Origin of the sequence: Azospirillum brasilense (assembly GCF_005222205.1) — a bacterium.
Taxonomy (GTDB): Bacteria; Pseudomonadota; Alphaproteobacteria; order Azospirillales; family Azospirillaceae; genus Azospirillum; species Azospirillum brasilense_G.
Genome location: NZ_CP032345.1, coordinates 725,405 through 750,105 on the forward strand (window position 1 = coordinate 725,405; position 24,701 = coordinate 750,105).

General features: G+C 69.0%; 26 protein-coding genes and 2 tRNA genes. 15 read left to right on the top strand and 13 right to left on the bottom strand.

Going from position 1 to position 24,701, the window contains the following annotated elements; genetic code table 11:
* Nucleotides 1-147: 147 nt before the first annotated feature.
* The 4 genes from D3869_RS03610 to D3869_RS03625 are packed head-to-tail and all read right to left on the bottom strand — an operon-like array spanning nt 148 to nt 3,433.
* On the bottom strand, nt 148-1,119 hold the full coding sequence (locus tag D3869_RS03610) for a MotE family protein (RefSeq protein ID WP_137138984.1): 972 nt from the start codon (nt 1,117-1,119) through the stop codon (nt 148-150).
* On the bottom strand, nt 1,116-1,814 hold the full coding sequence (locus D3869_RS03615) for a DUF6468 domain-containing protein (RefSeq protein ID WP_137138985.1): 699 nt from the start codon (nt 1,812-1,814) through the stop codon (nt 1,116-1,118). Before D3869_RS03615 ends, D3869_RS03610 begins: the two co-directional genes overlap by 4 nt.
* Nucleotides 1,811-2,893 carry a flagellar motor switch protein FliM gene (fliM, locus tag D3869_RS03620; protein ID WP_137138986.1) on the bottom strand — a complete coding sequence of 361 codons (1,083 nt, stop codon included), beginning with the start codon at nt 2,891-2,893 and terminating at the stop codon, nt 1,811-1,813. The genes D3869_RS03615 and fliM overlap by 4 nt, the downstream gene beginning before the upstream one ends.
* Before the next feature lie 18 nt (nt 2,894-2,911).
* Nucleotides 2,912-3,433: a flagellar basal body-associated FliL family protein gene (locus tag D3869_RS03625; protein WP_137138987.1), complete on the bottom strand. Its 522-nt coding sequence runs from the start codon at nt 3,431-3,433 to the stop codon at nt 2,912-2,914.
* A 494-nt stretch (nt 3,434-3,927) separates the two neighbouring features.
* On the opposite strand from D3869_RS03625, the gene flgF reads away from it, so the two are divergent.
* Genes flgF through flgH form a run of 4 tightly spaced genes read left to right on the top strand, consistent with a single transcriptional unit; the run spans nt 3,928 to nt 7,086 of the window.
* The gene (gene flgF, locus D3869_RS03630; protein ID WP_137138988.1) at nt 3,928-4,650 is read left to right on the top strand and encodes a flagellar basal-body rod protein FlgF; all 723 of its coding nucleotides are present in this window, start codon (nt 3,928-3,930) and stop codon (nt 4,648-4,650) included.
* Between the two features lie 25 nt (nt 4,651-4,675).
* On the top strand, nt 4,676-5,461 hold the full coding sequence (flgG, locus tag D3869_RS03635; RefSeq protein WP_014240989.1) for a flagellar basal-body rod protein FlgG: 786 nt from the start codon (nt 4,676-4,678) through the stop codon (nt 5,459-5,461).
* Between the two features lie 44 nt (nt 5,462-5,505).
* Nucleotides 5,506-6,288 carry a flagellar basal body P-ring formation chaperone FlgA gene (flgA, locus tag D3869_RS03640; RefSeq protein ID WP_137138989.1) on the top strand — a complete coding sequence of 261 codons (783 nt, stop codon included), beginning with the start codon at nt 5,506-5,508 and terminating at the stop codon, nt 6,286-6,288.
* Between the two features lie 12 nt (nt 6,289-6,300).
* Nucleotides 6,301-7,086, top strand: a complete 786-nt coding sequence (gene flgH, locus D3869_RS03645) for a flagellar basal body L-ring protein FlgH (RefSeq protein ID WP_247895708.1) — start codon at nt 6,301-6,303, stop codon at nt 7,084-7,086.
* A 603-nt stretch (nt 7,087-7,689) separates the two neighbouring features.
* On the opposite strand, the gene dksA is transcribed toward flgH, so the two are convergent.
* Both dksA and D3869_RS03655 read right to left on the bottom strand, forming a co-directional pair.
* A complete protein-coding gene (dksA, locus tag D3869_RS03650; protein ID WP_035675009.1) occupies nt 7,690-8,109 on the bottom strand; it encodes an RNA polymerase-binding protein DksA in 420 nt (139 codons plus the stop codon).
* 210 nt (nt 8,110-8,319) lie between these two features.
* A complete protein-coding gene (locus tag D3869_RS03655) occupies nt 8,320-8,736 on the bottom strand; it encodes a flagellar assembly protein FliX (protein WP_137138990.1) in 417 nt (138 codons plus the stop codon).
* A gap of 252 nt (nt 8,737-8,988) precedes the next feature.
* Between D3869_RS03655 and D3869_RS03660 the strand changes: the two genes are divergently transcribed.
* From D3869_RS03660 to D3869_RS03695, 8 genes are all read left to right on the top strand, one after another.
* Nucleotides 8,989-10,152, top strand: a complete 1,164-nt coding sequence (locus D3869_RS03660) for a flagellar basal body P-ring protein FlgI (protein ID WP_349017874.1) — start codon at nt 8,989-8,991, stop codon at nt 10,150-10,152.
* Complete coding sequence (locus tag D3869_RS03665) at nt 10,152-10,559, top strand: rod-binding protein (protein ID WP_137138991.1); 408 nt, start codon at nt 10,152-10,154, stop codon at nt 10,557-10,559. The genes D3869_RS03660 and D3869_RS03665 overlap by 1 nt, the downstream gene beginning before the upstream one ends.
* Complete coding sequence (locus tag D3869_RS03670) at nt 10,552-11,067, top strand: flagellar basal-body protein (RefSeq protein WP_114857541.1); 516 nt, start codon at nt 10,552-10,554, stop codon at nt 11,065-11,067. Before D3869_RS03665 ends, D3869_RS03670 begins: the two co-directional genes overlap by 8 nt.
* A gap of 225 nt (nt 11,068-11,292) precedes the next feature.
* Nucleotides 11,293-12,318 (top strand): hypothetical protein, encoded by a 1,026-nt coding sequence (locus D3869_RS03675; protein ID WP_137138992.1) that lies wholly within the window; start codon nt 11,293-11,295, stop codon nt 12,316-12,318.
* Nucleotides 12,243-13,325 (top strand): flagellar hook-length control protein FliK, encoded by a 1,083-nt coding sequence (locus D3869_RS03680; protein WP_137138993.1) that lies wholly within the window; start codon nt 12,243-12,245, stop codon nt 13,323-13,325. Before D3869_RS03675 ends, D3869_RS03680 begins: the two co-directional genes overlap by 76 nt.
* Before the next feature lie 40 nt (nt 13,326-13,365).
* Nucleotides 13,366-14,094: a flagellar hook assembly protein FlgD gene (locus tag D3869_RS03685; RefSeq protein ID WP_137138994.1), complete on the top strand. Its 729-nt coding sequence runs from the start codon at nt 13,366-13,368 to the stop codon at nt 14,092-14,094.
* Between the two features lie 214 nt (nt 14,095-14,308).
* Nucleotides 14,309-14,632 (top strand): DUF1153 domain-containing protein, encoded by a 324-nt coding sequence (locus D3869_RS03690; RefSeq protein ID WP_051657784.1) that lies wholly within the window; start codon nt 14,309-14,311, stop codon nt 14,630-14,632.
* A 217-nt stretch (nt 14,633-14,849) separates the two neighbouring features.
* On the top strand, nt 14,850-15,305 hold the full coding sequence (locus D3869_RS03695) for a MaoC family dehydratase (RefSeq protein ID WP_137138995.1): 456 nt from the start codon (nt 14,850-14,852) through the stop codon (nt 15,303-15,305).
* A gap of 84 nt (nt 15,306-15,389) precedes the next feature.
* Here the strand turns inward: D3869_RS03695 and D3869_RS03700 are convergent.
* Together D3869_RS03700 and D3869_RS03705 are read right to left on the bottom strand one after the other, a co-directional pair.
* A tRNA-Lys gene (locus D3869_RS03700) sits at nt 15,390-15,465 on the bottom strand.
* Between the two features lie 76 nt (nt 15,466-15,541).
* Nucleotides 15,542-15,617 (bottom strand) — tRNA-Lys (locus tag D3869_RS03705).
* 293 nt (nt 15,618-15,910) lie between these two features.
* On the opposite strand from D3869_RS03705, the gene D3869_RS03710 reads away from it, so the two are divergent.
* Nucleotides 15,911-17,437 carry a class I SAM-dependent methyltransferase gene (locus tag D3869_RS03710; RefSeq protein ID WP_137138996.1) on the top strand — a complete coding sequence of 509 codons (1,527 nt, stop codon included), beginning with the start codon at nt 15,911-15,913 and terminating at the stop codon, nt 17,435-17,437.
* A 15-nt stretch (nt 17,438-17,452) separates the two neighbouring features.
* On the opposite strand, the gene D3869_RS03715 is transcribed toward D3869_RS03710, so the two are convergent.
* Together D3869_RS03715 and D3869_RS03720 are read right to left on the bottom strand one after the other, a co-directional pair.
* Nucleotides 17,453-18,250, bottom strand: a complete 798-nt coding sequence (locus D3869_RS03715; protein WP_137138997.1) for a DUF2243 domain-containing protein — start codon at nt 18,248-18,250, stop codon at nt 17,453-17,455.
* Between the two features lie 57 nt (nt 18,251-18,307).
* The gene (locus tag D3869_RS03720) at nt 18,308-20,140 is read right to left on the bottom strand and encodes an ABC transporter transmembrane domain-containing protein (RefSeq protein ID WP_247895709.1); all 1,833 of its coding nucleotides are present in this window, start codon (nt 20,138-20,140) and stop codon (nt 18,308-18,310) included.
* Between the two features lie 204 nt (nt 20,141-20,344).
* Between D3869_RS03720 and rpmE the strand changes: the two genes are divergently transcribed.
* Nucleotides 20,345-20,569, top strand: coding sequence for a 50S ribosomal protein L31 (gene rpmE / locus D3869_RS03725; RefSeq protein ID WP_014241009.1), 225 nt, complete (start codon nt 20,345-20,347; stop codon nt 20,567-20,569).
* Nucleotides 20,570-20,665: 96 nt separating this feature from the next.
* Here rpmE and D3869_RS03730 read toward each other — a convergent pair whose 3' ends face one another.
* Nucleotides 20,666-21,073, bottom strand: a complete 408-nt coding sequence (locus D3869_RS03730) for a DUF1465 family protein (protein WP_109070617.1) — start codon at nt 21,071-21,073, stop codon at nt 20,666-20,668.
* Between the two features lie 279 nt (nt 21,074-21,352).
* On the opposite strand from D3869_RS03730, the gene D3869_RS03735 reads away from it, so the two are divergent.
* Complete coding sequence (locus tag D3869_RS03735; RefSeq protein WP_014241011.1) at nt 21,353-21,814, top strand: Hsp20 family protein; 462 nt, start codon at nt 21,353-21,355, stop codon at nt 21,812-21,814.
* A 98-nt stretch (nt 21,815-21,912) separates the two neighbouring features.
* Here D3869_RS03735 and D3869_RS03740 read toward each other — a convergent pair whose 3' ends face one another.
* Nucleotides 21,913-23,772 carry a sensor histidine kinase gene (locus D3869_RS03740; protein WP_137138998.1) on the bottom strand — a complete coding sequence of 620 codons (1,860 nt, stop codon included), beginning with the start codon at nt 23,770-23,772 and terminating at the stop codon, nt 21,913-21,915.
* Nucleotides 23,773-23,903: 131 nt separating this feature from the next.
* Entirely contained in the window at nt 23,904-24,701 is a 798-nt protein-coding gene (locus D3869_RS03745) for an alpha/beta fold hydrolase (protein WP_137138999.1), read from the bottom strand.

A 24,701-nucleotide genomic window follows, 5' to 3' on the forward strand; every position in this document is an offset into this window, starting at 1 on the left:
GCCAACATGAAACGAAGCCGACCGTCGCGGGCCTTCTACCATCCTGACAGTACGTGTACGTATATTCAGTAGATGTGGCACGGGGGGCAGGTATGACCAACCGCACGGTCATACCCGACTTGCCGTCATCGCAATCAAAGGGCGTATTCAGTTCCTCTGTGCCGCGGGCACACCGCGCCGCTCGATAAGCGCGGAGGTCAGTTCCTTGGCCTTCAGAGGGTCCATCGCGGCCAGGATCGGCGCCGTCTTGGTTTCCTTCATCTTCTCCACCACCCCCAGCAGGACGGGCATGTCCAGCTCCTCGAAAATGCGGGCGGCTTCCTTGGGCTTCATCGTCTCATAGATCTTCACGAGGCTTTCGAGCTGCGCGGTCTGCTTCTCGTCGCCCTGGCGCATCAGCTTCTGGATATCGGTGCGGACCTTCTCCATCTCCTGCACCTTCTGATCGATGCGCTTCTCGGCAGCCGTCAGCAGGGCCTCGCGCTGCTCCAGTTCCTTGGTGCGGCGCTCGATCTCGGCGCGGCGTTCGGCGAAATGCTGGAGAAGCTCCTCGTTCTTCACCGGACCGAGGGCGGCGTTGTCCGGCGGCGTCGGGTTGGGTGGCGCGCCGTTGCTGGATCCGCCCTGGGCCGGTTCGGGCGAGGGCTTGGCACCGTTGGCGGCGAGCTGCATGGGCGGCGCCGGAACGGCGCTCTGCCCCTGGGCGAGGGTCGCCGGGAACTCCGGCAGGCGGGCGTCGCGCGTGGTGATCCGCCACAGGTCGCCGACGCGCACCCCCAGCATCAGGACGGCGACGAAGATGGTCAGGGGCAGGATGCGGAACCGCCACGCCTTCATCTTCTCGCGCATCCGCTCCGACAGCGGGCGCCGCGGAACGGCCGGCTTGCGCTTGGCTTTCGCCTTCCCCTTGGCCTTCGGCTTCGCCCTGGCAGCGGATTGGGTGGCGGCTTGGGTGGCGGCTTGGGCGGCGGCTTGGGCAGCACCCGGAGCCGGCGGCTGACCGGCCACGCTCGGACTGGTGCGGACGCCGGTCGGGGTGGCACCGGCCGGGCGGATCACGACCTTGGGCTCCCCGCCGGCTGCGGCGGTCGCGCCTTTCGTGCTGGTGGCGTCGCTCATCCGACCCCCTTGCCGGCGTTCTCGATGGCTTGCAGAAGTTCACGCTCGGCGCGGGACAGACTCTCGCCCTCGCGCAGGATGGGATCGGGCGCCGGAGCGGGGCGGCGCGCCAGGGACTCGGCCCGCGACGGATCGGCGCGCAGCGGCTCGTTCCGGAACGCGGCGGAACGCAGCGGCGGCAGGTCGTCGTGATCGTCGTGGTCGATGGGGCCGTGATCGTGGAGATCGTGGTCGTCGTGATCGTGATCGTCGTCGTGACCGTGATCATCCTCGACGATCGGGCGCGGAGCGACGGCCGGACGCGACGCGACGGGCGGACGGGCGGACAGGCCGGGGCGCGCCGCCGGACGGGCCGCCGGACCGGGCTTCGGCCGTTCCCCGCCAACGTTGCCCAACCGGTTCGCCATGGCGTCGGCGGCCTCGATCATGAATTCCAGCTCGTCGCGCAGGGTCTGCGCCTTGGCGACCGTGCGCTGGAGGTCGTCGCCGGTCTCATGGGCGGTCTTCTTCAAGCCGCGCACGCCGGTTTCGGCGCGCGACATGGCCTCGTTCAGGCCGCGCACCAGCTCGGCCATCTCGCCGCGGCTCTCGCGCAGCTTGATGATCTGCCGGTTGAGGATGATCGCATAGGCGATGGTCGCGGCGAGCAGCCCCACCATCACCAGATCGAGGACGAGCGTGAGGGTCGGGCTCATAGCCGCATGACCTCCTGCTTGGGCAGCTCCCGCTCGATCCGCACGGCGATGTGCCCGCCCTTGCGGCCCATGCGGCCTTGGAACATGGAAACGTCGCCGCAGCGCAGCTCGATGGTGCCGTCCGGCGTGGCGTTCAGAAGGATTCGCGTGCCGACGCGCCAGTTCAGCACGTCGTGCAGGGTCATGGTCACCTCGTCCAGCACCGCGGAGATGTCCACGTCGGTGACCAGCAGTTCCGAGGCGAGGTGGGTTTCCCAGATCGAGTCGCGGCCGAACTTCTCGCCCATGAACATCTGGAGCAGAAGCTCGCGCACCGGCTCCAGCGTCGCGTAGGGGATCATCAGCTCCAGGCGGCCGCCGCGATCCTCCATGTCGATGCGCAGCTTGACCAGCACCGCCGCGTTGGCCGGGCGCGCGATGGTCGCGAAGCGCGGGTTGGTCTCCAGCCGGTCGAAACGGAAGGTGACGGGCGACAGCGGGTCGAAGGCGGCGGACAGGTCGGACAGCACCACATGGACCATGCGCTCGACGAGGTTGCGCTCGATGGTCGTGTAGGGGCGGCCTTCGATGCGCATCGCCGCGGTGCCGCGCCGTCCGCCCAGCAGCACGTCCACGATGGAGTAGATCAGCGCCGAGTCCACGACCATCAGGCCGTAGTTGTCCCACTCCTCCGCCTTGAAGACGGACAGCATCGCCGGCAGCGGGATCGAGTTCAGATAGTCGCCGAAGCGCACCGAGGAGATCTGGTCGAGGCTGACCTCGACGTTGTCGGAGGTGAAGTTGCGCAAGGACGTGGACATCATGCGGACGAGGCGGTCGAAGACCACCTCCAGCATGGGCAGGCGTTCGTAGTTGACCAGCGCCGAGTTGACCAGCGCCATGATGCCGGAGTTGTCGCCGTCGCCGGCCCCGCCCTGGTCGAAGCCGAGCAGGCTGTCGATCTCGTCCTGGTTGAGGACGCGGGTCGAACCGCCGCCGCCCATGTCCGCCATGTCGCCCATGTCGCCGCTGTCCTCGGCGAGGGCGGCCCACTCGGCGGCAAGGCGTTCTTCTTCGCTCAGTTCCTCGGTGTTGCTCATGGCCCGTTTCCGCCGCCCCTACTGGACCAGCATTTCCTTGAACAGAACGTCCTTGACCTTCACCGGATGGGCGGAGGCGGTGATCCGCATCAGCAGCTCCTGGCGCAGGCGGTACATGCCGGCCGACCCCTTCAGATCCTCCAGCCGCAGTTCGCGCAGATAGACCTGGAAGTTGTCGATGATGCGCGGCAGCACATGCTCGATCGCCGGTATGTCCTCGCCCTTGGCGAGCTGGATCGAGATCTTGATCTTCAGGAAGGCCGGACGCTTGCCGCTGCTGTTCAGGTTCACCAGCATGTCCGGCAGGTCGTAGAAGACCGGTGCGGCGTGGAGGTCGGGCTGCGCCGGCTCCGCCGGCACCTCCGCGTGCTCCTCCTTCTTGCCGAGCAGCGAATCGAGCAGGCCGCTGAAATAGACGCCCGCCCCGGCGCCGATCAGCAGCACCAGCGGCAGGATGACGAACAGGACCAGCTTCTTGCCGCTGAATTTCTTGCGCGGCAGGCCATCGGTCGGAACGTCGTCTTCAGCGTGCGCGGTCATGGAATCCTAAGCGCGAGCGGTGGCGGAGCGTGGCCTTACCAGCCCAGCAACCCTATCTTTCGGATAGTTAACAAAGCCTTTCAGGCAGGGTCCGGGGCTGTGACAGACGTGCAACCACAGGCGGCGGCACGGTTCTTGATTGGGGCATCGCCGGAAATCCCGGTCAACCGAGGAGCGAACGCCCGAGCCACGCCCGCCACCCCATCCGCATCACCCCGCTCCGCCTCGTCCGCCACCCGTCCGCCCGCCTCCGGCGGAGGGAGCGGCCTTGCGATCCGCGCGCCGCCCGCGCCGCGGCAACGGGGCGCTTTTGCCCGGCGTCGGGCGGCAGCCCTTGCCATCCCACCGGCAGTTCTTGCCCGGCAGGGGATTCCCCGGCGGCGGCGGCGACCTCCTACGCCGCGCTTCCAGCCGTCATCCATCCTGGCACGCGCCGTGCATTGCCATTTGCGCCGGTCGGAACGCTCCCCCGGCCGGAATGGAAGAGGCCGCCGATGGAAAACCCGATCTACGTGTCCCTGTCGCGTCAGATGACCCTGCGCCGCCAGTTGGACGTGATCTCGAACAACATCGCGAACATGAACACCACGGGCTTCAAGCAGCAGCGCATGCTGTTCACGGAGTTCCTGGAGCGGCCGGGCATGCACGAGCAGATCAGCTTCGTGCAGGACCGCGCCGTGGTGCGCGACCTCTCGGCGGGCGGCATGATGCAGACCGGCAACCCGCTGGATCTGGCGCTGACCGGCCACGGCTACTTCACGGTCGATACGGCGAGCGGCCCGCGCTACACCCGCGCCGGCAACTTCCGCCTGAACGACCAGCGCCAGATCGTCGACGGCGGCGGCCTGCCGGTGCTGGGCGACAACGGCCAGCCGCTCGCCATCCCGAACGGCACCAAGGACATCATGGTGTCCGGCGACGGCACCGTCTCCACCGAGCTGGGGCAGGTCGGCCGCCTGAACATCGTCACCTTCCGCAACGAGCAGCTGATGACCGAGGTCGGCGCCGGCCTCTACGTCAGCGACGAGGAGCCGCAGGCGGCCCCCGCCGACACGAAGGTGGCACAGGGAATGCTAGAGAATTCCAACGTGAAGCCGGTGGTCGAGATGACGGCGCTGATCGAAATCCAGCGCCAGTACCAGTCGAACCAGAAGCTGATCGAGAACGAGCACGAGCGCATCCGCAGCGCCATCCAGAAGCTGGGCCGCACGGCCTGATCGACCGCGTAAAGGAGCAAGAACCATGCGCAGCCTCGCCATCGGCGCCACCGGCATGATCGCCCAGCAGCTGAACGTCGAAACCATCTCGAACAACATCGCCAACGCGACGACGACCGGCTTCAAGAAGCAGCGGGCCGAGTTCCAGGATCTGCTCTACCAGAACTTCCGCCGCATCGGCTCCACCTCGTCGGACGCCGGCACCATCGTGCCGACCGGCGTGCAGGTGGGTGCGGGCGTGCGCGTCGCCGCGGTGGCCCGCGTGCTGGAGCAGGGCAACCTGACCGTCACCGACAACAAGCTGGACGTCGCCGTCAACGGCTCCGGCTATTTCCAGGTGCAGCTCCCCAGCGGCGACACGGCCTACACCCGCGCCGGCAATTTCAAGCTGTCCCCGGAGGGCATCATCGTCACCGCCGACGGCTATCCGGTGCAGCCGGCGATCACCATCCCGGCGGAAGCGGTGGACGTCGCCATCAACGCCTCGGGCGAGGTGATGGTGAAGCTGGACGGCCAGGTGGCCCAGCAGAATGTCGGCCAGCTCCAGCTCGCCACCTTCGCCAACGCGGCCGGCCTGGAGGCCGTCGGCGACAACCTGTTCCTGCAGACCGGCGCGTCGGGCGAGGCGGTCGGCGGCAACCCCGGCGCCCCCGGCTTCGGCCGCGTGGTGCAGGGCGCGCTGGAGACCTCCAACGTCAACATCGTGCAGGAGATCACCACCCTGATCTCGGCCCAGCGCGCCTACGAGATGAACTCCAAGGTCATCAAGACCACCGACGAGATGATGCAGCAGGCTTCGCAGCTCCGCTGATTTCGGCACCGCCGTAAGGCTCGTCTTTGCAAGGAAGTCCCGCCATGCCCCGCCCCGCCCTGCGCATCCTCGGCACCGCCGCCCTTCTCGCCGCCGCCCTCGCCGGCGGCCAGACGGTCATTGCCCGGACGGCCCTCGCCCAGACGATGGACGGCGCCGCCTCGCCGGCGGCGCAGGCGGTCGTCTACAGCCCGGCCCATGTCGAGGCGGTGCTGTCCGACGCGCTGTCCCGCCAGATCACCACGGGACGCCTGCAGATGGAGCTGGACAACCGGGCGGTGGAACTACGCGCCCCGGCGGGCGCCGGCAGCCTGACGGTGGAGAACCTTTACTACAACCCGGCGCAGGGCCGCTTCGCCGCGGAGGTGATCGTGGCCGACACCCGCCCGGCCGTGCGCCTCCCGGTGTCGGGCCGCGCCTACGGCGTGGTCCAGGTGCCGGTCCTGTCGCGGCGCATCGCGCCCGGCGACGTGATCGGCCCCGGCGACGTGGATTGGCAGGACGTGCGCGCCGACCTCGCCGGCAGCGACATCGCCGCCACCGACGCCCAGCTCATCGGCCTGACGCCGCGGCGCGGCGTCCCGGTGAACCAGCCGGTCCGGCTGCGCGACCTGCAGTCGCCGCGGGTCGTGGACAAGGGCGCGCTGGTCACCATCACGCTGGCCACCGAGAACCTGACCCTGTCGGCCCAGGGCAAGGCCCTGCAGGACGGTGGCCGGGGCGACGTGATCCGCGTCATCAACACCCAGTCGAACCGCATCCTCGAAGCGACCGTCGCCGGCCCCAACATCGTCGCCGTGGCAAAGCCCGGCGTCATTGCGAAGTAAGGAGAAAGCTCCATGCGCGCCTTCAAGATGCCCGCCCCCACCAACACCGCCCGCACGGCTTTCCGCTTCGCTCTGCTCGCCGCCGTCGCCGCCGGCCTCCCCGCCTGCAACGCCATGTCGCGCGTGGCGGACATCGGCTCCGCTCCGGAACTCACCAAGATCAAGGACCCGCAGGCCCAGCCCGGCTACCAGCCGGTCAGCCTGCCGATGCCCACCCCGCTGCCGACGGAGCGCAACCCGAACTCCCTGTGGCGGACCGGCGCCAAGGCCTTCTTCAAGGACCAGCGCGCGTCCAAGGTCGGCGACCTGCTGACCGTGGACATCCAGATCAACGATCAGGCCCAGCTCAACAACCAGACCACCCGCACCCGCGGCAATTCCGAGAAGGCCGGCATGCCGAGCTTCCTCGGCTTCGAAGGCAAGGCCCTGCAGCGCGCGCTGCCCGACGGGGTGAGCGCCGACAGCCTGCTGGACCTTTCCAGCTCGACCTCCAACGACGGCAAGGGCGCCATCAACCGCAAGGAGCAGATCACCCTGAAGGTGGCCGCCCTGGTCACCCAGAGCCTGCCCAACGGCAACATGGTCATCCAAGGCCGGCAGGAGGTCCGCGTGAACTACGAGGTGCGCGACCTCATCATCACCGGCGTGATCCGGCCCGAGGACATCACCGCGCAGAACACCATCAGCTACGAGAAGGTTGCCGAGGCCCGCATCTCCTACGGTGGGCGTGGTCAGATCACCGACGTGCAGCAGCCGCGCTACGGCCAGCAGCTCTTCGACATCATCATGCCCTTCTGAGGACGGTCCAGGAACGCTGGGCCGGAACGCAACGGCACATCGATGTGGAAGGGACACCAATCCCTTCCGGAGCGATGGGCGGGGGCCCTCGGCCGTTTCCCCACACACTGCGATCGGGCAGTTTCTGCAGCCCGGCCGGATTTGCCGCGCCGTTCCTGCCTCCCCCTTCCCGCCCCCATCGGCGTCCCGTCACCGCGGGCCTGCCCCCGCCTACCGGCGCCCGCATTGCATCGGTCCGCGTCAGGACGTCCGCGCGCAAAAGCGCCACACCGAAGGGCGAGGCGTCATCGGAAGACGTTCGTCTTTTTGTGGTGGGGACGGCAGGGAGTGGCAAGCCGTTTCCCAGGCTGGCCGGGACCGGCCGGGACCGGTAGTTTGACGGCTCATTGCAGCGGGCTCGCGGCCGGCCCGAGCGAACCAAGCTCCGACAGAGGGGCGGGCCGCCCATTCCTCAGCCCTTGACCCTCAGCCAGGATGCCGCCGGGCGTGCGGCCGGTCCGACGGTGATGACCGCCGCGACACGCCCCCTCACGGACAAAAACCCCCGCCGGGATCGGAGGGGGCCTGTCCAAGGCGCGGCCAATGACGCGGGCAACCGCCGCGTCAGTCGTCGCGCTGGGTGCGCTCCATGCGCTCGTGCCGCTCCTGGGCTTCCAGGCTCAGCGTCGCGATGGGACGGGCGTCGAGGCGGCGGACGGAGATGGGCTCCCCCGTTTCCTCGCAATAGCCGTAGGAGCCATCCTGCAACCGCTCCAGCGCCGCGTCGATCTTGGAGATCAGCTTGCGCTCGCGGTCGCGGGTGCGGAGTTCCAGCGCCCGGTCGGTCTCCGCCGACGCGCGGTCGGCGATGTCCGGTTCCTGGATGCCGCCTTCCTGAAGGCTGCTCAGGGTCTCGCTGGATTCGGCCAGCAGCTCCGCGCGCCAGCGCAGCAGCTTCTGGCGGAAATATTCCCGCATCACGGGATTCATGAACTCCTCGTCTTCCGACGGGGTGTAGTTCTTAGGCAGAAGCGGAGACGACATCCGAGAGCATCCAACGCAAAAGGGTGATCCGGGCGGCGCGGAGTATAGGTAGGCGCATCGGCAACCGCAACCCTGCGCTTCGCCTATCGAAGCGCGAACAAGCCCTTGGAGAAGCAAAGTTTTGTGAAACGCTCGGCGATGACCGTATGGCCGATGCCGAAAAGCCGGTCCTAGGACCGGGGCCGCGGGCGGCGAAGCCGGAAAAGGCGCTCAGGGGGCGAGCTTCGCCAGCTCGACCTGGGCGCGCAGATCGATCTGATCGAGGATGTCGGCCAGCCGCGGATCGTCCACATGGACGCGGCGCGACTGCACCACCTTCACGAGGTCCATCAGCTTCTGCGCCGGGAGTGTGCCGGCGAGAAGCCCGTGCTGGATCTCCTCCAGCTTGTCGAGCATCTCCTCGGCGCGCATCTTGCCGCGCGAGGCGCGGGCCGTGGCGTCGTCCACCTCCTGCAACGCCAGCACGCTGGCGATGCCGGCCAGCGGCGCCGCGGCGTGGACGCCCTGGGCGCTGTTGGTCTCGCCGACGAGCTGCTTGGAAAAGGACGCACCGGACGAGCCTTCGGCCTTCCCCGTGCGCCGGACCGAGCTGCTGCCGCGAAGTTTTCCGGGGCCTTCGACTTTCATGTTCCGTGCAACCGGTTTCGGAAAAGCGCGATACTCTAGATGGAAGCACCTTAACATCCGGTCAAGGTTTGCCGCAATCGGGCAAAAATTGCCCCGCTTCCGTGACATAAAGCGGTCGGACGCGGTGCCAATTTCCGGCCTTTTCATCCGGCGCCGCCGCTTCCCCTTGCCGATCCTGCCCTTCGCCTGCCGTCCGCGGCTCTGGCACGCCGTTTGTATAGGAAGGGACAGCCGTTGAGGAGTGTCCCCGCCATGACCGCCACCGCCCTGCCCCGTGCCATGATGCCGCGTGCCGCTCTCGTGCTGCGCGCGGTCGCGATGCTGGCGGCACTCGCCGCGGCGCTGCTGGCGCTGTCGGGCCCGGCCTCGGCCTCCTCGGCGCGGATCAAGGACGTGGTGGACGTCGAGGGCGTGCGCGACAACATGCTGATCGGCTATGGGCTGGTGGTCGGCCTGAACGGCACGGGCGACAGCCTCAACAACTCGCCCTTCACCGAGCAGAGCCTGGTCGGCATGCTGGAGCGCATGGGCGTCAACACCCGCGGCACCAACCTGCGCACCAAGAACGTGGCGGCGGTGATGGTGACGGCGACCCTGCCGCCCTACTCGGCCCAGGGCACGCGCATCGACGCCACCGTGTCGGCGATGGGCGATTCGAAGAGCCTGCTCGGCGGCACGCTGCTGGTCACCCCGCTGCTGGGCGCCGACGGCGAGGTCTACGCCGTGGCCCAGGGGCCGATCGCGGTGTCCGGCTTCTCCGCCCAGGGCCAGGGGGCCAGCGTAACCCGCGGCGTCCCCACCTCGGGCCGCATCTCTTCGGGCGCCATCGTCGAGCGCGAGATCCAGTTCTCGCTGGCCGAGCTGCCGGTGCTGCGCCTGTCGCTGCGCAACCCGGACTTCACCACCGCCCAGCGCGTGGCCACCGCCATCAACATCCAGCTCCGCGGCAATCGGGCGCAGGCCACCGACCCGTCCTCGGTCCTGCTGAGCGTTCCGGAGGCGCGGCGCGGCGACATCGTCGGCCTGATCACCGAGATCGAGCAGCTCCGCGTCACCCCCGATCAGGTCGCCCGGGTGGTGGTGGACGAGAAGTCCGGCGTGATCGTGATGGGCGAGAACGTCCGCATCTCCACCGTCGCCATCGCCCAAGGCAACCTGACGATCCGCGTCACCGAGACGCCGCAGGTCAGCCAGCCCGGCCCCTTCAGCCAAGGCCAGACCGCGGTGGTGCCGCGCACCGACATCCAGGTGGACGACCAGTCCAACAACCGCCTCGCCGTGATGAATTCCGGAGTGACGCTCCAGGAGTTGGTACAATCCTTGAATGCGCTTGGCGTGGGTCCCCGGGACATGATCGCCATCCTTCAGTCGATCAAGGCCGCCGGAGCCCTGCAGGCGGAGATCGAGGTGATCTGATGGATACGACGCTTTCCCTTCCCGGCCTTCCGCCCCCGCGCCTGCCCGCGGCCGCCGAGCGTGCGCAGAACGGCGCGCCCTCCGGCGCCCAGGCGGGGATCCGGACGGCGGTGCGGACCGATCTGGTCGATCCCAAGTCCGCGGAGAGCAGGGTGGACCCGGCGATCCGCGCCAAGATCCGCCAGTCCGCCAACGAGTTCGAGAGCGTCTTCGTCTCCCAGATGCTGGGCCACATGTTCGACGGGATCGAGGTCGACCAGACCTTCGGCGGCGGCCATGCCGAGGAGATGTTCCGCTCCATGCTGACCAACGAATACGGCAAGCAGGTGTCCCGCAGCGGCGGGTTCGGCATCGCCGATCAGGTTTACCGCGAGCTTCTGCGCGCACAGGAGGGCAACCATGGATAAGGTCGACGTCCGTTTCCCGCAGCCGTCCAAGGCTCCCGCCGCCAATCTGCCCAAGAACGCGGAGGAGCGCGCGGTCGCGCTGGTCGAGCTGATGAACCGGCTGAGCGCGCATCTGGCGCGCGAGACCGAGGCGGTGATGCGCCACTGCACCAGCGCCGAGCTGGCCCGGCTGGGGCGCGAGAAGCAGCCGATGATGCTGGTCTATGAAGAGGTGTCGCGCCTGCTGCGCGTGGACCGCGAGGGCATGGCCGCCCTGCCCGACGAGGCCAAGGCCGCGCTGCGCGAGGCGACGCGCGGCCTGTACGAGGCGTCCGCCGCCAACGCCGACGCGCTCCGCCGGAACAGCGCGGCGCAGAAGATCCTGGTGGACACGGTGGTCGGCGCCATCAACCGCGCCCGGCAGACCACCACCCCCGCCTACGGCACCGCCCCGGTTCCGCCCCGCGCGACCTACGTCACGCCGAGCCACGGGCCGTCCACCTCCGCCACGCTGAACACCCGGCTCTGATCCGCGTCGGCACCCTCAACATCCACGGGAAGGGCCGTCCGACCGGGCGGCCCTTCGGCGTTGCCGGGTCCGGCAAGAAGCGCCGGTCACCCGGCGGAAATTGCCGCCTTGCGGACGGAACTGCCGGGCGCGGAGGCTCGAACGGACAGGCCGCCTCCGGACTGAAACTGGCCCGTTAGTTGCTTCCGTACGGGGTGCACCTGTCCGCTTCGGGGAATCCCTTCCATGGCCATCCAAACGACCGTCGCGCCCTCCGCGTTCGAAAGCCTGGTCAGGGGCCAGTCCTCCTCCAGCCAGAACACGGCCCCGCGAAGCGACAAGTTCGCCTCCATGATGGACCGGCTGATCAGCGAGGCCGCCACCCGCAAGCGCGATCAGGTCCAGGCGGAGACCGCGGCGCAGGACCGACGCAACGCCGCGGCGGGCGCCGCCGACCAAGCGGCCGCCAACAGGGCCGCCGACCGCAAGGCCGCGGAGCGCGACCCGCCGTCCCGCCCCGAGCCCATCCGCGCGGAGCCCGCCAAGCCGCGCCAGGCCTCCGAAGCGACGACCCATGCCGAGGCCCGCGCGGCTCGCAAGGACGAGGCCCAACGTGCCGCCGACCGCAGGGACGCCCGCGCGTCCGATGCGGCCAAGGCCGGCGACTCCGCCCACGCGACGCGCACCGAACGGCGGGAGGCCGCCGCCGCGGACCACGCCGCGGCGAAGGACGCGAAGGCCGCCAGCGCCAAGGCGGCGCAGGACGACGGCTCCGCCAAGCCGACGCCCGTCGACACCGCCTCCTTGGCCGACACGGCGGAGGAGGCTCCACCGGAGGAGTCCAGCGGCGCCATGGGCGATGGCGCCATGCAGGACGGCGCCGGCGATCAGGCGGCCGAGGATGGGAACGGTGAAGCCGTGATCCTCGACCTGACCGTCACCGTGACCGAAACCACGGTGGAGTTGATCACCGCCGACCAGTCCAGCACCCTGACCGACATGCAGGCCGCCCTGTCGCTGGCCGTCGCCCCGGTGGCCATCGGCACACCGGATGGCGAAACCGACAAGAATGATGACGCCGCTGCCGTCGGCGCGGTCGATGCGGCGGCTCCGGCCGAGGCCACCCCCCCGGCGCCCCGACTCCGGACGGCGCGGGAGCCCCTTCGGCCGTTGACGCCGCTGCCGCCGAAGCCGCTTTGGCCGCTGCCCTGGCCACCACCGCCGCTCCTCATCAGGACGGAAAGGCCAAGGCCGCCACCGACGAATCCGTGAAGGCCACGGCCAAGCCGGTCGCCGAAGCGCCTCCGGCGCTGGCGGACGTCGCGCCGGTGCCGGCCGTCCCGGCGGGCGGGCCGGCGACCGAGGTGCCCGCGTCCCACGCCGAGGCCAGGGACGCCGCCGCCAGGGACAAGCCGGCGCAGGCCGCCGACGCGCTGCCCTCCGGCGCCCTCCCCCTCGCCGACCTGCCGAACGACGACAACGCGCCGCTGCCGCAGACCCTGACCGATCTCGCCGCGGCCAAGGCCAAGAGCACGACCCGGACCGGTGCCGACGGCGATGCCGGAGCCAACGCCGGCAACCGCGGAAACCAGGACCCGAACGGCAACGCCGCCCTGGCCCAGCCGCCGGCGCCCCAGGCACCGGTTGCCGACCCGGCAAAGCCTGCCGGGCAAAGCGCGTTCCTGACCGCCGCCGCGGCGGCTGCGGACGCGCCGCCGCCGGCCGATGGCTCCCCGCACGCCACCACCCCGACGCACCCCGTCTTCGCCGGGATCGAGGGTGTGCACACGGCGAGCGGCGTCGAGACGGGGCTGACCACCGCCCAGCTCCGCCCGTCCCGCGGATCCGCCGGCCTGCCGATGGGCGTGCAGGAACAGGTGGCCGTCCACATCAGCAGGAACGTGTCGGACGGCAATGACCAGTTCACCATCAACCTGCGCCCCGCCGAGTTGGGCCGCATCGACATCAAGCTGGAGATCGGCCAGGACGGGCGGGTCACCGCGTCGGTCGCCGTGGAAAAGGCCCAGACCCTCGAACTTCTGCAGCGCGACAGCCGCAATCTGGAACGCGCCTTGCAAGACGCCGGTCTGAAGGCGGACAGCAACAGCCTCAACTTCAGCCTGCGCGGCGAAGGCGGCCAATCGTTCCAGGAGTCGGGACGGCAAGGCGGCTCGGGCCGGCGAGGCCGCGGCTTCGGCGGCGGCGGTGACGAGGGGGAGGATGCGCAGGCCGCCTACACCCTGACGCTGGCCCCCGGCCGCGTCGACATCCAAGCCTGATTCAAACCAGCTGCAGCCATTCCAGCGAAGGACGACGACCATGGCCACCACCAACACCGACTACGGCAGCAGCTGGAACCTGAACCAGACCAAGACGAAGACCGACACCTCCACCAAGACCACCAAGACCGCCGACGAGCAGAAGCTCGACACCGCGGTGAAGGGGCTGGGCGACAATTTCGAGCATTTCCTGAAGCTGCTGACCACGCAGATGCAGAACCAGGACCCGCTGAAGCCCATGGACACGAACGACATGACCAAGCAGCTGGTCGATTTCGCGAACGTGGAACAGAACATCGGGACCAACAGCCGCCTGGACAAGCTGCTGAAGCTGCAGAACGCCTCGACCAACTCGACCAACCTCGCCTATCTGGGCCGCACCGTCACCTTCGAGGGCGACAGCTTCGACTACACCCAGGGCATGACGGCGGCCCCGCTGGCCTACGAGCTGGAGAAGTCCGCCAAGTCGGTGCGGGTGGACATCCTGGACAGCAAGAACCGCGTCGTCCGGTCGATGACCGGGGAGACCACCGCGGGCATCAAGCATGTGGTGAACTGGGACTTCAAGGACGACGGCGGCAACGCGGTCCAGCCGGGCCAGTACCGACTGAACATCGCCCCGGTGTCCGAGAAGAAGGACGACATCATCAAGGCGACCCCCTTCACCTTCGGCACGGTCAGCGGCATCGGGTCCAACAAGGAAGGCGAGACGGTGGTCTCCGTCGGCAGCGTCGAGGTTCCGCTCTCCAAGCTTTCCAAGGTGTACTGAGGGTCTCGCCCTCACCCTCACAGGCGTCGTCCAAACGCATGGAAAATGGCATGGGCATGGGTCCGGGTGGGCCAATGCGCCATGCCTTTTATGCTTAAAACATTAACCCTATCGTTTAGGCTTTTGTTAAGCGGAGAAGGGGTAGGTTACCACCAAATCGTGGAATACACTGCTGATGGTGGAGCGTCCGCGCATGTCATCTCGCGAGCTTGAAATGAGCGACGATGGCTCCAGTGGAGCGTCGGTCATCGGTCCAGCAGGACGGCCGATGACAGAAAATGATCTTCCCCCTCCGGACACCAAGCGCTGGGTGATGCGGCGCAAGGCGGAGGTTGTGGCCGGCGTGCGTTCGGGGCTGATCAGCCTCGAGGAGGCGTGCCGCCGCTACACCCTGTCCGTAGAAGAGTTCCTGTCCTGGCAACGGCTGATCGACAGCCACGGCATGCGGGGCCTGCGCGCCACGCGGCTGCAGGACTATCGTGGGAACCAGCCGCCGCCGTCCGTGCGCAGCCGCATGGCCAGCACCGCCGCCGAATAAGCGCCTCGCGCGCCGTCCGACCGGACCAGACCGCCGCAGGCCCGCCCTGCGGCGTCGTTGTTTTGTGGCCGACCCATATCCGGCGGGCGTTTTCCGTCCCGACATTTTGCGTCCCGGCAGCTTTGCAATTTTTGCGTGGCAGGTATCGCTTTCGTTCCCGCCTCGCAAAGATTAACGCTGGGCGGCTAGGCAACCCTCGACGGGAGTTCACAGCCCCATGCGCTATCTGGACGATCTGACCTCCGGCGACCGCTTCACCGGCGGGCCGGTGACCGTGACGGAGGAGGACATCGTCGCCTTCGCGCGGCAATTCGACCCACAACCCTTCCATCTCGACCCCGAGGCGGCACGGGACAGCGTCTTCGGTGGGTTGGCGGCGAGCGGCTGGCACACCGCCGGGCTGACCATGCGGATGATCGTCACGGGGAACGGCGCACTCGCCGGCGGCTTCGTCGGGATGGGGGTGGAGGACATCCGCTGGCCCATGCCCACCCGCCCCGGCGACGTGCTGCGCATCGAGAGCGAGATCCTGGAAGTCCGCGTCTCGGCCAAGCGCCCCGACCGCGGCATCGCCCGGGTGCGCACCACCACGCTCAACCAGGACGGCGCGGTCGTCCAGCAAATGACCGCGAACCTGCTCGTCCCCCGCCGCCCCGGCGCGGATCCGGCGTGATCGCGCAAGCGAAGCCCCAAACGCACAAAGGGCCGCCCGAGGGCAGCCCTTTTGTGTGCATCTCTGTCGCGCCGTCGGTGGGAATGGTGGGCGCACAAGGACTCGAACCTTGGACCCGCTGATTAAGAGTCAGCTGCTCTACCAACTGAGCTATGCGCCCATTCCCATCCGGATGTTGAAACAACCGGCGGCGTGAAAGGGGCCCTGGGAACGATCCCTCTCGATCCGGAAAGTGATGGTGGGCGCACAAGGACTCGAACCTTGGACCCGCTGATTAAGAGTCAGCTGCTCTACCAACTGAGCTATGCGCCCATCACTTCTCGTTCACACCGGCACCGGATCCTTCGTCTCTGCGTCAGGGGGTGCCTGACCGTATCGACTAGGGTTCCTGTCCGGCCAAGCCGTCGTCCCGGCCGGTGTGGCGCGGTTTATAGCGAAGGGTCCGGGGCTTGTCGATACCAAAATGGATAGGATCGCATTTTTTTGCGGGGCTCGTTCCGGCTCCGCATTCACCCCTCAAAACCGCCCTCTTTGGCCGCCTTCTTTGACAGCCCGCCAAGCCCGGCGCTATCACCCTTGCCCAGCGGATGGAAGGAGTGGAGACGATGCAGGGCTGGACCGAGGGCTATGTGGGCGGGATCGGCTACATCCACGCCTTCTACCGGGAACTGTCGCCGGCGCTGCTGTCCTTCGCGCTGACCCTGCGCGGCTGGCGATCCCCGATGGACCTCGCCGGGTCCTTCGCCTGCGCGGAGATCGGCTGCGGCCATGGGGTGAGCAGCGCCGTCCTGGCCGGCTGCCACCCCGACGCCCGGTTCGAGGCGGTGGACTTCAACCCCGGCCACATCGCCGGCGCCCAGCGGCTCGCCGCGGAGGCCGGGCTGGGCAACGCCGCCTTCCTGGAGGAGAGCTTCGCCGAGTACGCCCAGGGCGGGGGCAAGGATCTGGACATCGTGACGCTGCACGGCGTCTGGTCCTGGGTCAGCGCGGAAAACCGGGCGATCCTGGTCGAGATGCTGAAGCGGCGGCTGAAGCCCGGCGGGCTGGTCTTCGTCAGCTACAACGCCCTGCCCGGCACGCTCGCCTACATGCCGCTGCGCCGCGTCCTGGTCGAGCATTGCGCCGACCGCACCGGCCCGCTGCCGGAGCGGATCGACGAGGCCGTGGCCTTCGCCAGCCGCCTGACCGCGCTGAACGCCGGCTGGTTCGCCCAGGCCGACGCGCTGCCGGCGCGGCTGGATTCGCTGAAGCGCAAGTCGCCCAACTACATCGCCCACGAATATCTGAACCGCGACTGGACCGCCTTCTACCACGCCGACGTGGCGCGGGAGCTGGCGGCGGCCAAGCTGGACTTCGCCGGCCCCGCCGTCCCGATGGAGCAGATGGACGAGCTGTCCCTGCCGCCGGACGCCCTGCCCCTGCTGGCCGAGGCGCGCGACCCGGCCTACCGCGAGACCTTGCGCGACCTGCTGACCAACCGCGCCTTCCGCCGCGACCTGTTCGTGAAGGGGGCGGAGCGGCTGACGGCGGCGGAACGGCGGGAGCGGCTGCGCGCCACCCGCTTCGCCCTTCTGGTGCCGCCCGACGATCTGCCGGAGGTGGTTCTGGCCCCGGTCGGGCGCGTGCCTCTGCCCCAGGACCTGCACGGCCCATTGGCCGAGGCGCTCGCCGCCGGCACGCCCACGCTGGCGGAGTTGTCCGCCCTCCCCGCCCTGGCCCGCCACGGTGAGGAGGCCGTGCTGCGCGCGCTGATGATCCTGACCAGCCTGGCCCTTGTGGCGCCCGCCCTGCCCGAGGCCGGTCAGGCGGGGCGCGCGCTTCAGGCCGACCGCTTCAACGCCGCCATCCTGGACCGCAACCGCCGCGACGACACGCTGGACACGCTGGCGTCGCCCGTTCTCGGCTCCGGCGTCGCGGTGTCGCGGCTGGAGGCGTTGTTCCTGCTGGCCCGGCGCCGCGGCGCCGACCCCGCGGCGACCGCCTGGGAAGCGCTGTCGGCCGATGGGCTCGCCCTGTCGCGCGATGGCGCGCGGCTCGACGGAGAGGAGGCGAATCTGGCGGAGTTGCGCGCCCGGTTCGACCGATTCACCCGGCTGCGGCTGCCGACGCTGAGCCGCCTCGGCGTGGCGTGACGGACGGGCGGAACGTCAGGTTCGGAACCAGTCGAGGCAGCCGGTCGGCAGCAGCGTGTTGCTGACCAGCAGGGCGCCGTGCCGGTACAGCGCCGCCGCGCTGCCGCCCTCGCCCAGGTCGATGGCCCAGAGCTGTCCGGAGGGGTCCTGCCAGACCGTCCGCCCGTCCACCGCCGCGACGGCGGCAAACACGTCCGTCGCCGTCGTGCCGGGTTGGAACAGCACCATCACCGTGGTCACGCCGGGCGGCGGCAAGGCGGCGACCGGCCCGGCGATCAGCACCGCCAGCGTCAGGGCGACCGGTGCGGTGCGGCCAACGCTGCCTCCTCCCCCGCTGCGTCGCAACCACCAGCCCGCCGCGACGACGGCGACGCCGAAGACGACGAACCACAGCAGGTCCCAGAGCAGCGGGTTCGGTGAGTCCATACGGATGCGGTGGATGCCGAGAATCCAGTGGGACAGGACGCCGTCGAGGATGTGCCAAGCGCCGAAGCCGATCAGCGCGTTGGCGAACATCAGGCGGTCCGCCCCGGGCTCGGCGAAGCGGTGCCGGCTCCGCCAGAGCAGCCACAGGCCCACCGCCGCGACGACGTACATCGCGGCGTGGAACAGGCCGTCCGCCAGGATCTGGACGCGGATGTCCTGGACGGCGGAGGACTCGACCGCCGACAGCAGGTGATGCCACTGCAGCACCTGATGCAGCAGGATTCCGTCGAAGAAGCCGCCGAGCGCGAAGCCCAGCAGGTAGCCTGCCCAGGGAAGCCCCGCGGCCGCCCGCGCCGGTGAAGGAGAATGCGCCGTGTCTGAGGACATGGCCGGACAACCGCCGCAAACGCGGACGGGTTCCGGATGAGGCGCCCGAGGGGCCCCTTACCCGCTGACCAGCCCGGCCTCGTCCGCCGCGCGGTCGAACTGGAGCGCGGCGAGGCGGGCGTAAAGGCCGCCCTCGCGGACCAGATCAGCGTGGCGCCCGGTGGCGACGACACGCCCCTGCTCCATCACCACGATCCGGTCGGCGTTGAGGACCGTCGCCAGACGGTGGGCGATGATGATCGTGGTGCGCCGGGTCATCAGCTTGTCCAGCGCGTCCTGCACCATGCGCTCGCTCTCCGCGTCGAGCGCGCTGGTCGCCTCGTCGAGCAGAAGCACCGGCGGGTCGCGCAGGATCGCCCGCGCGATGGACAGCCGCTGGCGCTGGCCGCCCGACAGCCGCACGCCCTTCTCGCCCAGGAAGGTGTCCAGCCCCTCCGGCAAGGCCTGCAGGAATTCCAGCGCGTGGGCGGCCTCGGCGGCGGCGAGCACCTCGGCGTCGCTGGCATCCGGACGCCCGTAGCGGATGTTCTCCCAGGCGTTGGCGGAGAAGACCACCGGATCCTGCGCCACGAGGCCGAGCCGCCGCCGCACCTCCACCGGGTCGGCGTCGCGGACGTCCACCCCGTCCAGGGCGACCGCCCCGGCCTGCGGGTCGTAGAAGCGCAGCAGAAGCTGGAACACCGTGGATTTGCCGGAGCCCGACGGGCCGACCAGGGCCACCGTCTCGCCCGGCTCGATCTCCAGGGAGAACTCCTTGAGCGCCGCCCAGTCCGGACGCGACGGGTAGTGGAAGCGCACGTCGCGGAAGGACAGCGCGCCCTGCGCCGGTTCCGGCAGGGCGCGCGGGTTGGCCGGGGCGCGGATCTCCGGCTCGGTGTCGAGCAGGTCGAACAGCCGTTCCGTGGCGCCGGCGGCGCGCTGAAGGTCGCCGGCCACCTCGCTGATCGCCCCGACCGAGCCGGCGACGACCACCGAATAGATGACGAAGGCCGAAAGCTGCCCCACCGTCAGCCGCCCGGCCAGCACGTCGTGCCCACCGATCCACAGGATGAGGCCGACCGAGCCGAAGACCAGCACAATGACGATCATCGTCATGATGGCGCGCACCGTCACCCGCCGCCGGGCGGTGGCGAAGGCGTCCTCGACCCGCCCGCCGAACAGGCTGCGGTCGATGGCTTCGTGCGTGTAGGCCTGCATCGTGCGGATGGCGCCCAGCGTCTCCTCGACGAAGGAGCCGAGGTCGGCGATCTTGTCCTGGCTCGCCCGCGACAGGGCGCGCACCCGCCGGCCCAGGATGATGATCGGGAGGATGACCACCGGCACGCCCAGGAACACCAGCCCCGCCAGCTTCGGCGAGGTCACCAGCAGCATCACCGTGCCGCCGACGAACATCAGCGTGTTGCGCAGCGCGATCGAGACGGAGGAACCGACCACGGTCTGCAGCACCTCGGTGTCGGTGGTCAGGCGCGTCAGGATCTCGCCGGTCTTGGTGGTCTCGAAGAAACCGGGGGACAGCTTCACCACGTGGCTGTAGACGGCGCGGCGGATGTCGGCCACCACCCGCTCGCCGATCCAGCTCACCAGATAGAAGCGCCCGAAGGTCGAGGCGGCCATCAGCACGATGACCACCAGCAGAACCAGCAGTGCCCGGTCGAGCAGGGCCGAATCGCCCGCGACGAAGCCCTGGTCCACCAGGACGCGCATCCCCTGCCCCAGCCCCAACACCGTCCCGGCGGCCACGGTCAGCGACAGCATGGCGCCGAAAATCTGCAGCCGATAGGGCCACAGGAAGGGAAACAGCCGGCGCAGCGGCGACAGGTTGCGGCGGCGCGTTGCGGCGGAAGGCGTCCCTTCGGACACCGGATCAGACTTCGACGAAGAACGGGACACCGGGGCTCCCCAGCGGCAGGACGGACGGCAGGACGATGTGCAGGCGTGCACGGGGGCAAGCCCGGCATATAGCAAGGGGGGGACTATGAACAAGGTATGGTTTGGTGAGCGAACGGAAGCACCGGCCTTTCCGGCGCAGGAACGCGGTTGCATCATGCCGCCCGCTTTGCTATAGACCGCGCTCGCTTTGCAGGAACCCCGGCCATGAAGACTGATATCCATCCCGACTACCACGAGATCAACGTGGTGATGACCGACGGCAGCACGTTCAAGACCCGCTCCACGATGGGCAAGCCGGGCGATACGCTGCGCCTCGACATCGACCCGAAGTCGCACCCGGCCTGGACCGGCGTGCAGAAGCTGCTGGACACGGGCGGCCAGATCGCCAAGTTCAACAAGCGCTTCGCGAGCTTCGGCCTGAAGAAGTAATCTTCTTCGCCCGCAAAACGAAAAGGGGCGTCCGGTCCGCCGGGCGCCCTTTTCGCGTTTGCGGCTTCTGTTTGCGGTTTGTCGGGAAACCGGCCGTCAGCCGGCCAGCGCCACCGCGTCACGGGCACGCTCGTCCAGGCGGGCGACGCGCATGTAAAGACGGTGGCTGCGCTCCAGAAGGCTGCGCAGACCTTCCGGCAGCTGCTCGTTGTCGGGCCCGGAGGGATCGGTGCAGATGTCCCCGCCCGACAGGGCGAAATCGTCGCTCGCCGCCTGCTCGCGGGTCATCTCCCCGGCGTGGACGGCCTTCTGCGCCAGCAGCCAGGCCATCACCTGGGTCAGTCGGCTGGTCACCCGCATGGATTCGTACGAGATCTGAAGCCGGACCTGGGGCGGCAGCGCCCGATGGCTCACGGCGTCATGGTAGGCGATGTAATTGCGCGCCTCGATCAGCAGCGCCATCGTCTCGTCGTAAGTTCCGTTGAAGAAGGTCGGTGTTTCCATCACGGCCGTACCCCTCCCGCGGCCGAATGGCCCGATTCCGAGCCTCGCCGCAACTGATTAACAATCGATGAGTGGTTGTGGACCCCCGCCGTCCCTCCGCTGGACGGTGACGGCGCGGCCCGGCGAATTTCGAAAAGCGGGCTCTTGAACGGCTGAAGCGCTCGCCTATCTGTCGCGGTGTCGGCGGACGCCCAGTTGGGGTTCGCCGGAACCGCAAAACCGGGGACCGACGATGATCGTGGTCTCCGATCGCTGTATCGCTCATTTGGAGGATATGTCATGCGCTCCTACGACCTTTCGCCCCTGTTCCGTTCGACCGTCGGGTTCGACCGCCTCTCGCGTCTCCTGGAGAACGCGATGACCGGCGACGAGGCCGCCGCGTCCTACCCGCCCTACAACATCGAGAAGACGGGCGACGACGCTTACCGGATCACCATGGCCGTCGCCGGCTTTGGCCCGGAGGACCTGGAGATCACCGCTCAGCAGAACTCTCTGGTGGTCACAGGGAAAGCTAAGAAGGAACAGGAGACCGGCCAATTCCTCTACCGGGGTATTGCTGGCCGCGCTTTCGAGCGCCGCTTTCAGCTTGCCGACTTCATCAAGGTGGGCAACGCCAATCTGCTGAACGGGCTGCTCCACATCGATCTGGTGCGCGAGGTGCCGGAAACGATGAAGCCCCGGACCATCCAGATCGGCACCACCGGCACGGCGAAGCCCGCGCTGACCCAGCAGGCCGCGTAACGGCGGGCCTCCACAGGTCCGGGCATCACCCGTCCGAAAGGCGCCCCGGGAAACCGGGGCGCCGTTTTGGTGTCCGCCGGGAGCCGCCGCCGGTCCGGTCATGCGTCGGCCACGATCCGGCCCGGCGGCAAGGCCACCGTCACCGTGGTCCCCCGCCCTGGCGCGCTGTCGACACGCAGCGTGCCGCCATGCGCTTCGACCAACCGCTTCGAGATGGACAGGCCGAGCCCCATCCCCTCGTAGCGCCGGGCCATCGACTGGTCGACCTGGGCGAAGGGGGTCATCGCCTTCGGCAGATCCTCAGCCGCGATTCCGATCCCGGTGTCCGTCACCGACAGTTCCAGCCCGCCATCCTCCGCGCGACGGACGCGGATGAAGGCCGATTCGCCGGGATTGGAGAATTTGACGGCGTTCGACAGCAGGTTTACCAGCACCTGCCGGAGGCGCAGCGCGTCGCCGGTCAGCAGCGGCAAGCCGTCCTCCAGGTCGATGTGGATCGGCACGCCGCGTTTGCCCGACTGGATGGCGACGAGATTCAGCGCCTCCCCCACCAGGGCGGACGGATCGACGGGGGTTTCGTTCAAGCGCAGCCCGCCGGCCTCGATGGTCGTGATGTCCAGGATGTCGTCGATGATCGCCAGCAGATGCTCCCCCGACTGGCGGATCGACCCGGCATAGTCGATGTAGCGGTCCACCTCCTGCGCGCCGAGAAGCCGCATCTCGATCACCTGGGCGAAGCCGATGACCGCGTTCAACGGGGTCCGCAGCTCGTGGCTCATGACCTGGAGGAAGGTCGACTTGGCGCGGTCCGCCGATTCGGCGGCCTCCTTCGCGGCGATCAGGTCGCTTTCGCTCCGCTTGCGCGCGGTGATGTCGCGGATGATGCCGGTGAAGACCCGGCGACCGCCCGTCTCCACCGCGCTCACCGACAGCTCGATGGGGAAGTGGCCGCCCCCGCCCCGCACCGCCACGGCTTCCCGCACGGCGCCGGCGCCATGGGCCTCGCCGCCCGGCTGGTAGACGGACAGCCCGCCGTCCTGAAGAAGCCCGACGATGTCCGGGATCAGCCGGTCGATCCGGCTCCACAGCATGTCGGCGGCCGGAATGCCGAACATCGACTCCGCCGCCGGGTTGAAGCTGTGGACGATGCCCTCCCCGTCCATGGTCACGATGGCGTCGGCGGCGGCGTCCACGATGGCGTTGGTCCGGGCTTCGGCCATCAGCAGCGCATCGACCGTCCGCACATATTCGGTCATGTCGGTCAGCGTGCCGACCCAGCCCTGCACCCGTCCATCCGCGTCGGTCAGCGGCGAGCCCTGGCACAGGGCGAAGGTCACCGTGCCGTCGGCCCCGCTGAACCGGACATTCAGGAGAATGGGTTCGCCCGACGCCACGGCCTCCGCCCAGTCCGCCTCCAGCCGCGGGCGGTCGTCCGGATGAAGCATTGCACGCCAGGCATGGCCACGCAGGTCATCGGGGGGCAGCCCGGCGATGGCGGCGAAGCGCGGGTTGGCGGACAGGATCCCGCCGTCCCGATCCGTCTCGAACAAGCCGACCGGGGAGGAGCGGGCCAGCGTCTGGTAGCGCGCTTCGCTCGCCCGCAAGCGCTGCTCGGCCTCCACCCGGTCGGTCACGTCGCGGGCGTGGATGACGGTTTCCGGGCCGCCGGCATCGTCCAGCCGGTTCAAGGCCGTCACCTCCATGTGACGCCAGCCGCCCGCCGCGTGGCGCAGCCGGCAGGGGAACGGGCCGGTGACGACGTCGCCGGACGGTCCGTCGCCCAGCCGGGCAAGACAGCGGACGACCTCATCCCGGTCGTCCGGGTGGACGCAGTCCAGCACGGCCGTCCCCAGCAGCGCCTCCGGCGGAGTGCCGAGCACGCGCAGCGACCCGGCTCCCACATCGGCGAACCGCCCGTCCGGCGACAGCAGGGCGACGACATCCCCGGCAACCGCCATCAAGGCATGAACAGACCGTTCAAGTCTCCGCACAGCTCACCATTCCGCATCACCGCTTCAGTGCAGAACAGTAAGACGCGAATCTGTTAACGATTCATGATGGGGATGTAATCCACGAAGAAACAGCGGGGCTAAGCTGCAGAAAACCGCGCCGAAAAAGCATCTGTGGTTGCGTTTGGTGCTTCCGTCATAACCATATGGCCTATGCCGGACAGCAGAATGACTTCGGAACCACTGACTTTGGCGGCAAGCGCCTTGCCGGACCTTGCCGGCGTCATGCGATCGACTCCACCCAGCAGGAACAGCGCCGGACAGGACACCGCCGCGGCGGCCTCGCCACCCCGGACATACGCGTTGCAAGCCCCCAGATCGACGCCGAGCACGCCGGGCCGCGCCCGCTGCATCAACCGCCGCCCGCCGGGAACCAGCGACAGTCCGGGAGCCGCCGCACCGCCGACATGCCCGCACGGGCCATGCCCCCAGCCGATGACCAGCTCGATGGCGGACGGATCGTTCAGCGCCGCGGCGGCCAGCAGGTCGGGATGGACCGGCATCGTCTCCGCCACCCCCAGCAGGGCCAGCGATTCGACGCGGTCACCGTGCCGCGCCGCGGTTTCCAGGGCCACCAGGGCGCCCATGGAATGGCCGGCGAGCGCCGCCTTGGCCACGCCCGCCGCGTCCAGCAACGCCACGACCCAGTCGGCCAGTTCCTCGACGGAGGCAAGCGGCGCCCCGCCGGAGCGGCCATGGCCGGGCAGATCCACCGCCAGGACGGACCGCCCGTGATGGGCGAGGTAGCGGCTTTGCAGGCTCCACACCGTGTGGTCCATGCCGGCGCCGTGGATCAGCACGATCGCCGGACGCGCCGGGTCGAAGGGCCGCCCGCCGGTGTGGGCGTAAACATTCTGGCCGTTGACGGTCAGGTCCAT

What these genes read in the sequence shown, in the direction of transcription:
- D3869_RS03610 (WP_137138984.1), bottom strand. Translation starts at nt 1,119, where the DNA reads ATGAGCGACGCCACCAGCACGAAAGGCGCGACCGCCGCAGCCGGCGGG.
- D3869_RS03615 (WP_137138985.1), bottom strand. Translation starts at nt 1,814, where the DNA reads ATGAGCCCGACCCTCACGCTCGTCCTCGATCTGGTGATGGTGGGGCTG.
- fliM (WP_137138986.1), bottom strand. Translation starts at nt 2,893, where the DNA reads ATGAGCAACACCGAGGAACTGAGCGAAGAAGAACGCCTTGCCGCCGAG.
- D3869_RS03625 (WP_137138987.1), bottom strand. Translation starts at nt 3,433, where the DNA reads ATGACCGCGCACGCTGAAGACGACGTTCCGACCGATGGCCTGCCGCGC.
- flgF (WP_137138988.1), top strand. Translation starts at nt 3,928, where the DNA reads ATGGAAAACCCGATCTACGTGTCCCTGTCGCGTCAGATGACCCTGCGC.
- flgG (WP_014240989.1), top strand. Translation starts at nt 4,676, where the DNA reads ATGCGCAGCCTCGCCATCGGCGCCACCGGCATGATCGCCCAGCAGCTG.
- flgA (WP_137138989.1), top strand. Translation starts at nt 5,506, where the DNA reads ATGCCCCGCCCCGCCCTGCGCATCCTCGGCACCGCCGCCCTTCTCGCC.
- flgH (WP_247895708.1), top strand. Translation starts at nt 6,301, where the DNA reads ATGCGCGCCTTCAAGATGCCCGCCCCCACCAACACCGCCCGCACGGCT.
- dksA (WP_035675009.1), bottom strand. Translation starts at nt 8,109, where the DNA reads ATGTCGTCTCCGCTTCTGCCTAAGAACTACACCCCGTCGGAAGACGAG.
- D3869_RS03655 (WP_137138990.1), bottom strand. Translation starts at nt 8,736, where the DNA reads ATGAAAGTCGAAGGCCCCGGAAAACTTCGCGGCAGCAGCTCGGTCCGG.
- D3869_RS03660 (WP_349017874.1), top strand. Translation starts at nt 8,989, where the DNA reads ATGACCGCCACCGCCCTGCCCCGTGCCATGATGCCGCGTGCCGCTCTC.
- D3869_RS03665 (WP_137138991.1), top strand. Translation starts at nt 10,152, where the DNA reads ATGGATACGACGCTTTCCCTTCCCGGCCTTCCGCCCCCGCGCCTGCCC.
- D3869_RS03670 (WP_114857541.1), top strand. Translation starts at nt 10,552, where the DNA reads ATGGATAAGGTCGACGTCCGTTTCCCGCAGCCGTCCAAGGCTCCCGCC.
- D3869_RS03675 (WP_137138992.1), top strand. Translation starts at nt 11,293, where the DNA reads ATGGCCATCCAAACGACCGTCGCGCCCTCCGCGTTCGAAAGCCTGGTC.
- D3869_RS03685 (WP_137138994.1), top strand. Translation starts at nt 13,366, where the DNA reads ATGGCCACCACCAACACCGACTACGGCAGCAGCTGGAACCTGAACCAG.
- D3869_RS03690 (WP_051657784.1), top strand. Translation starts at nt 14,309, where the DNA reads ATGAGCGACGATGGCTCCAGTGGAGCGTCGGTCATCGGTCCAGCAGGA.
- D3869_RS03695 (WP_137138995.1), top strand. Translation starts at nt 14,850, where the DNA reads ATGCGCTATCTGGACGATCTGACCTCCGGCGACCGCTTCACCGGCGGG.
- D3869_RS03710 (WP_137138996.1), top strand. Translation starts at nt 15,911, where the DNA reads ATGCAGGGCTGGACCGAGGGCTATGTGGGCGGGATCGGCTACATCCAC.
- D3869_RS03715 (WP_137138997.1), bottom strand. Translation starts at nt 18,250, where the DNA reads ATGTCCTCAGACACGGCGCATTCTCCTTCACCGGCGCGGGCGGCCGCG.
- rpmE (WP_014241009.1), top strand. Translation starts at nt 20,345, where the DNA reads ATGAAGACTGATATCCATCCCGACTACCACGAGATCAACGTGGTGATG.
- D3869_RS03730 (WP_109070617.1), bottom strand. Translation starts at nt 21,073, where the DNA reads ATGGAAACACCGACCTTCTTCAACGGAACTTACGACGAGACGATGGCG.
- D3869_RS03735 (WP_014241011.1), top strand. Translation starts at nt 21,353, where the DNA reads ATGCGCTCCTACGACCTTTCGCCCCTGTTCCGTTCGACCGTCGGGTTC.
- D3869_RS03740 (WP_137138998.1), bottom strand. Translation starts at nt 23,772, where the DNA reads ATGGCGGTTGCCGGGGATGTCGTCGCCCTGCTGTCGCCGGACGGGCGG.
- D3869_RS03745 (WP_137138999.1), bottom strand. Translation starts at nt 24,701, where the DNA reads ATGGACCTGACCGTCAACGGCCAGAATGTTTACGCCCACACCGGCGGG.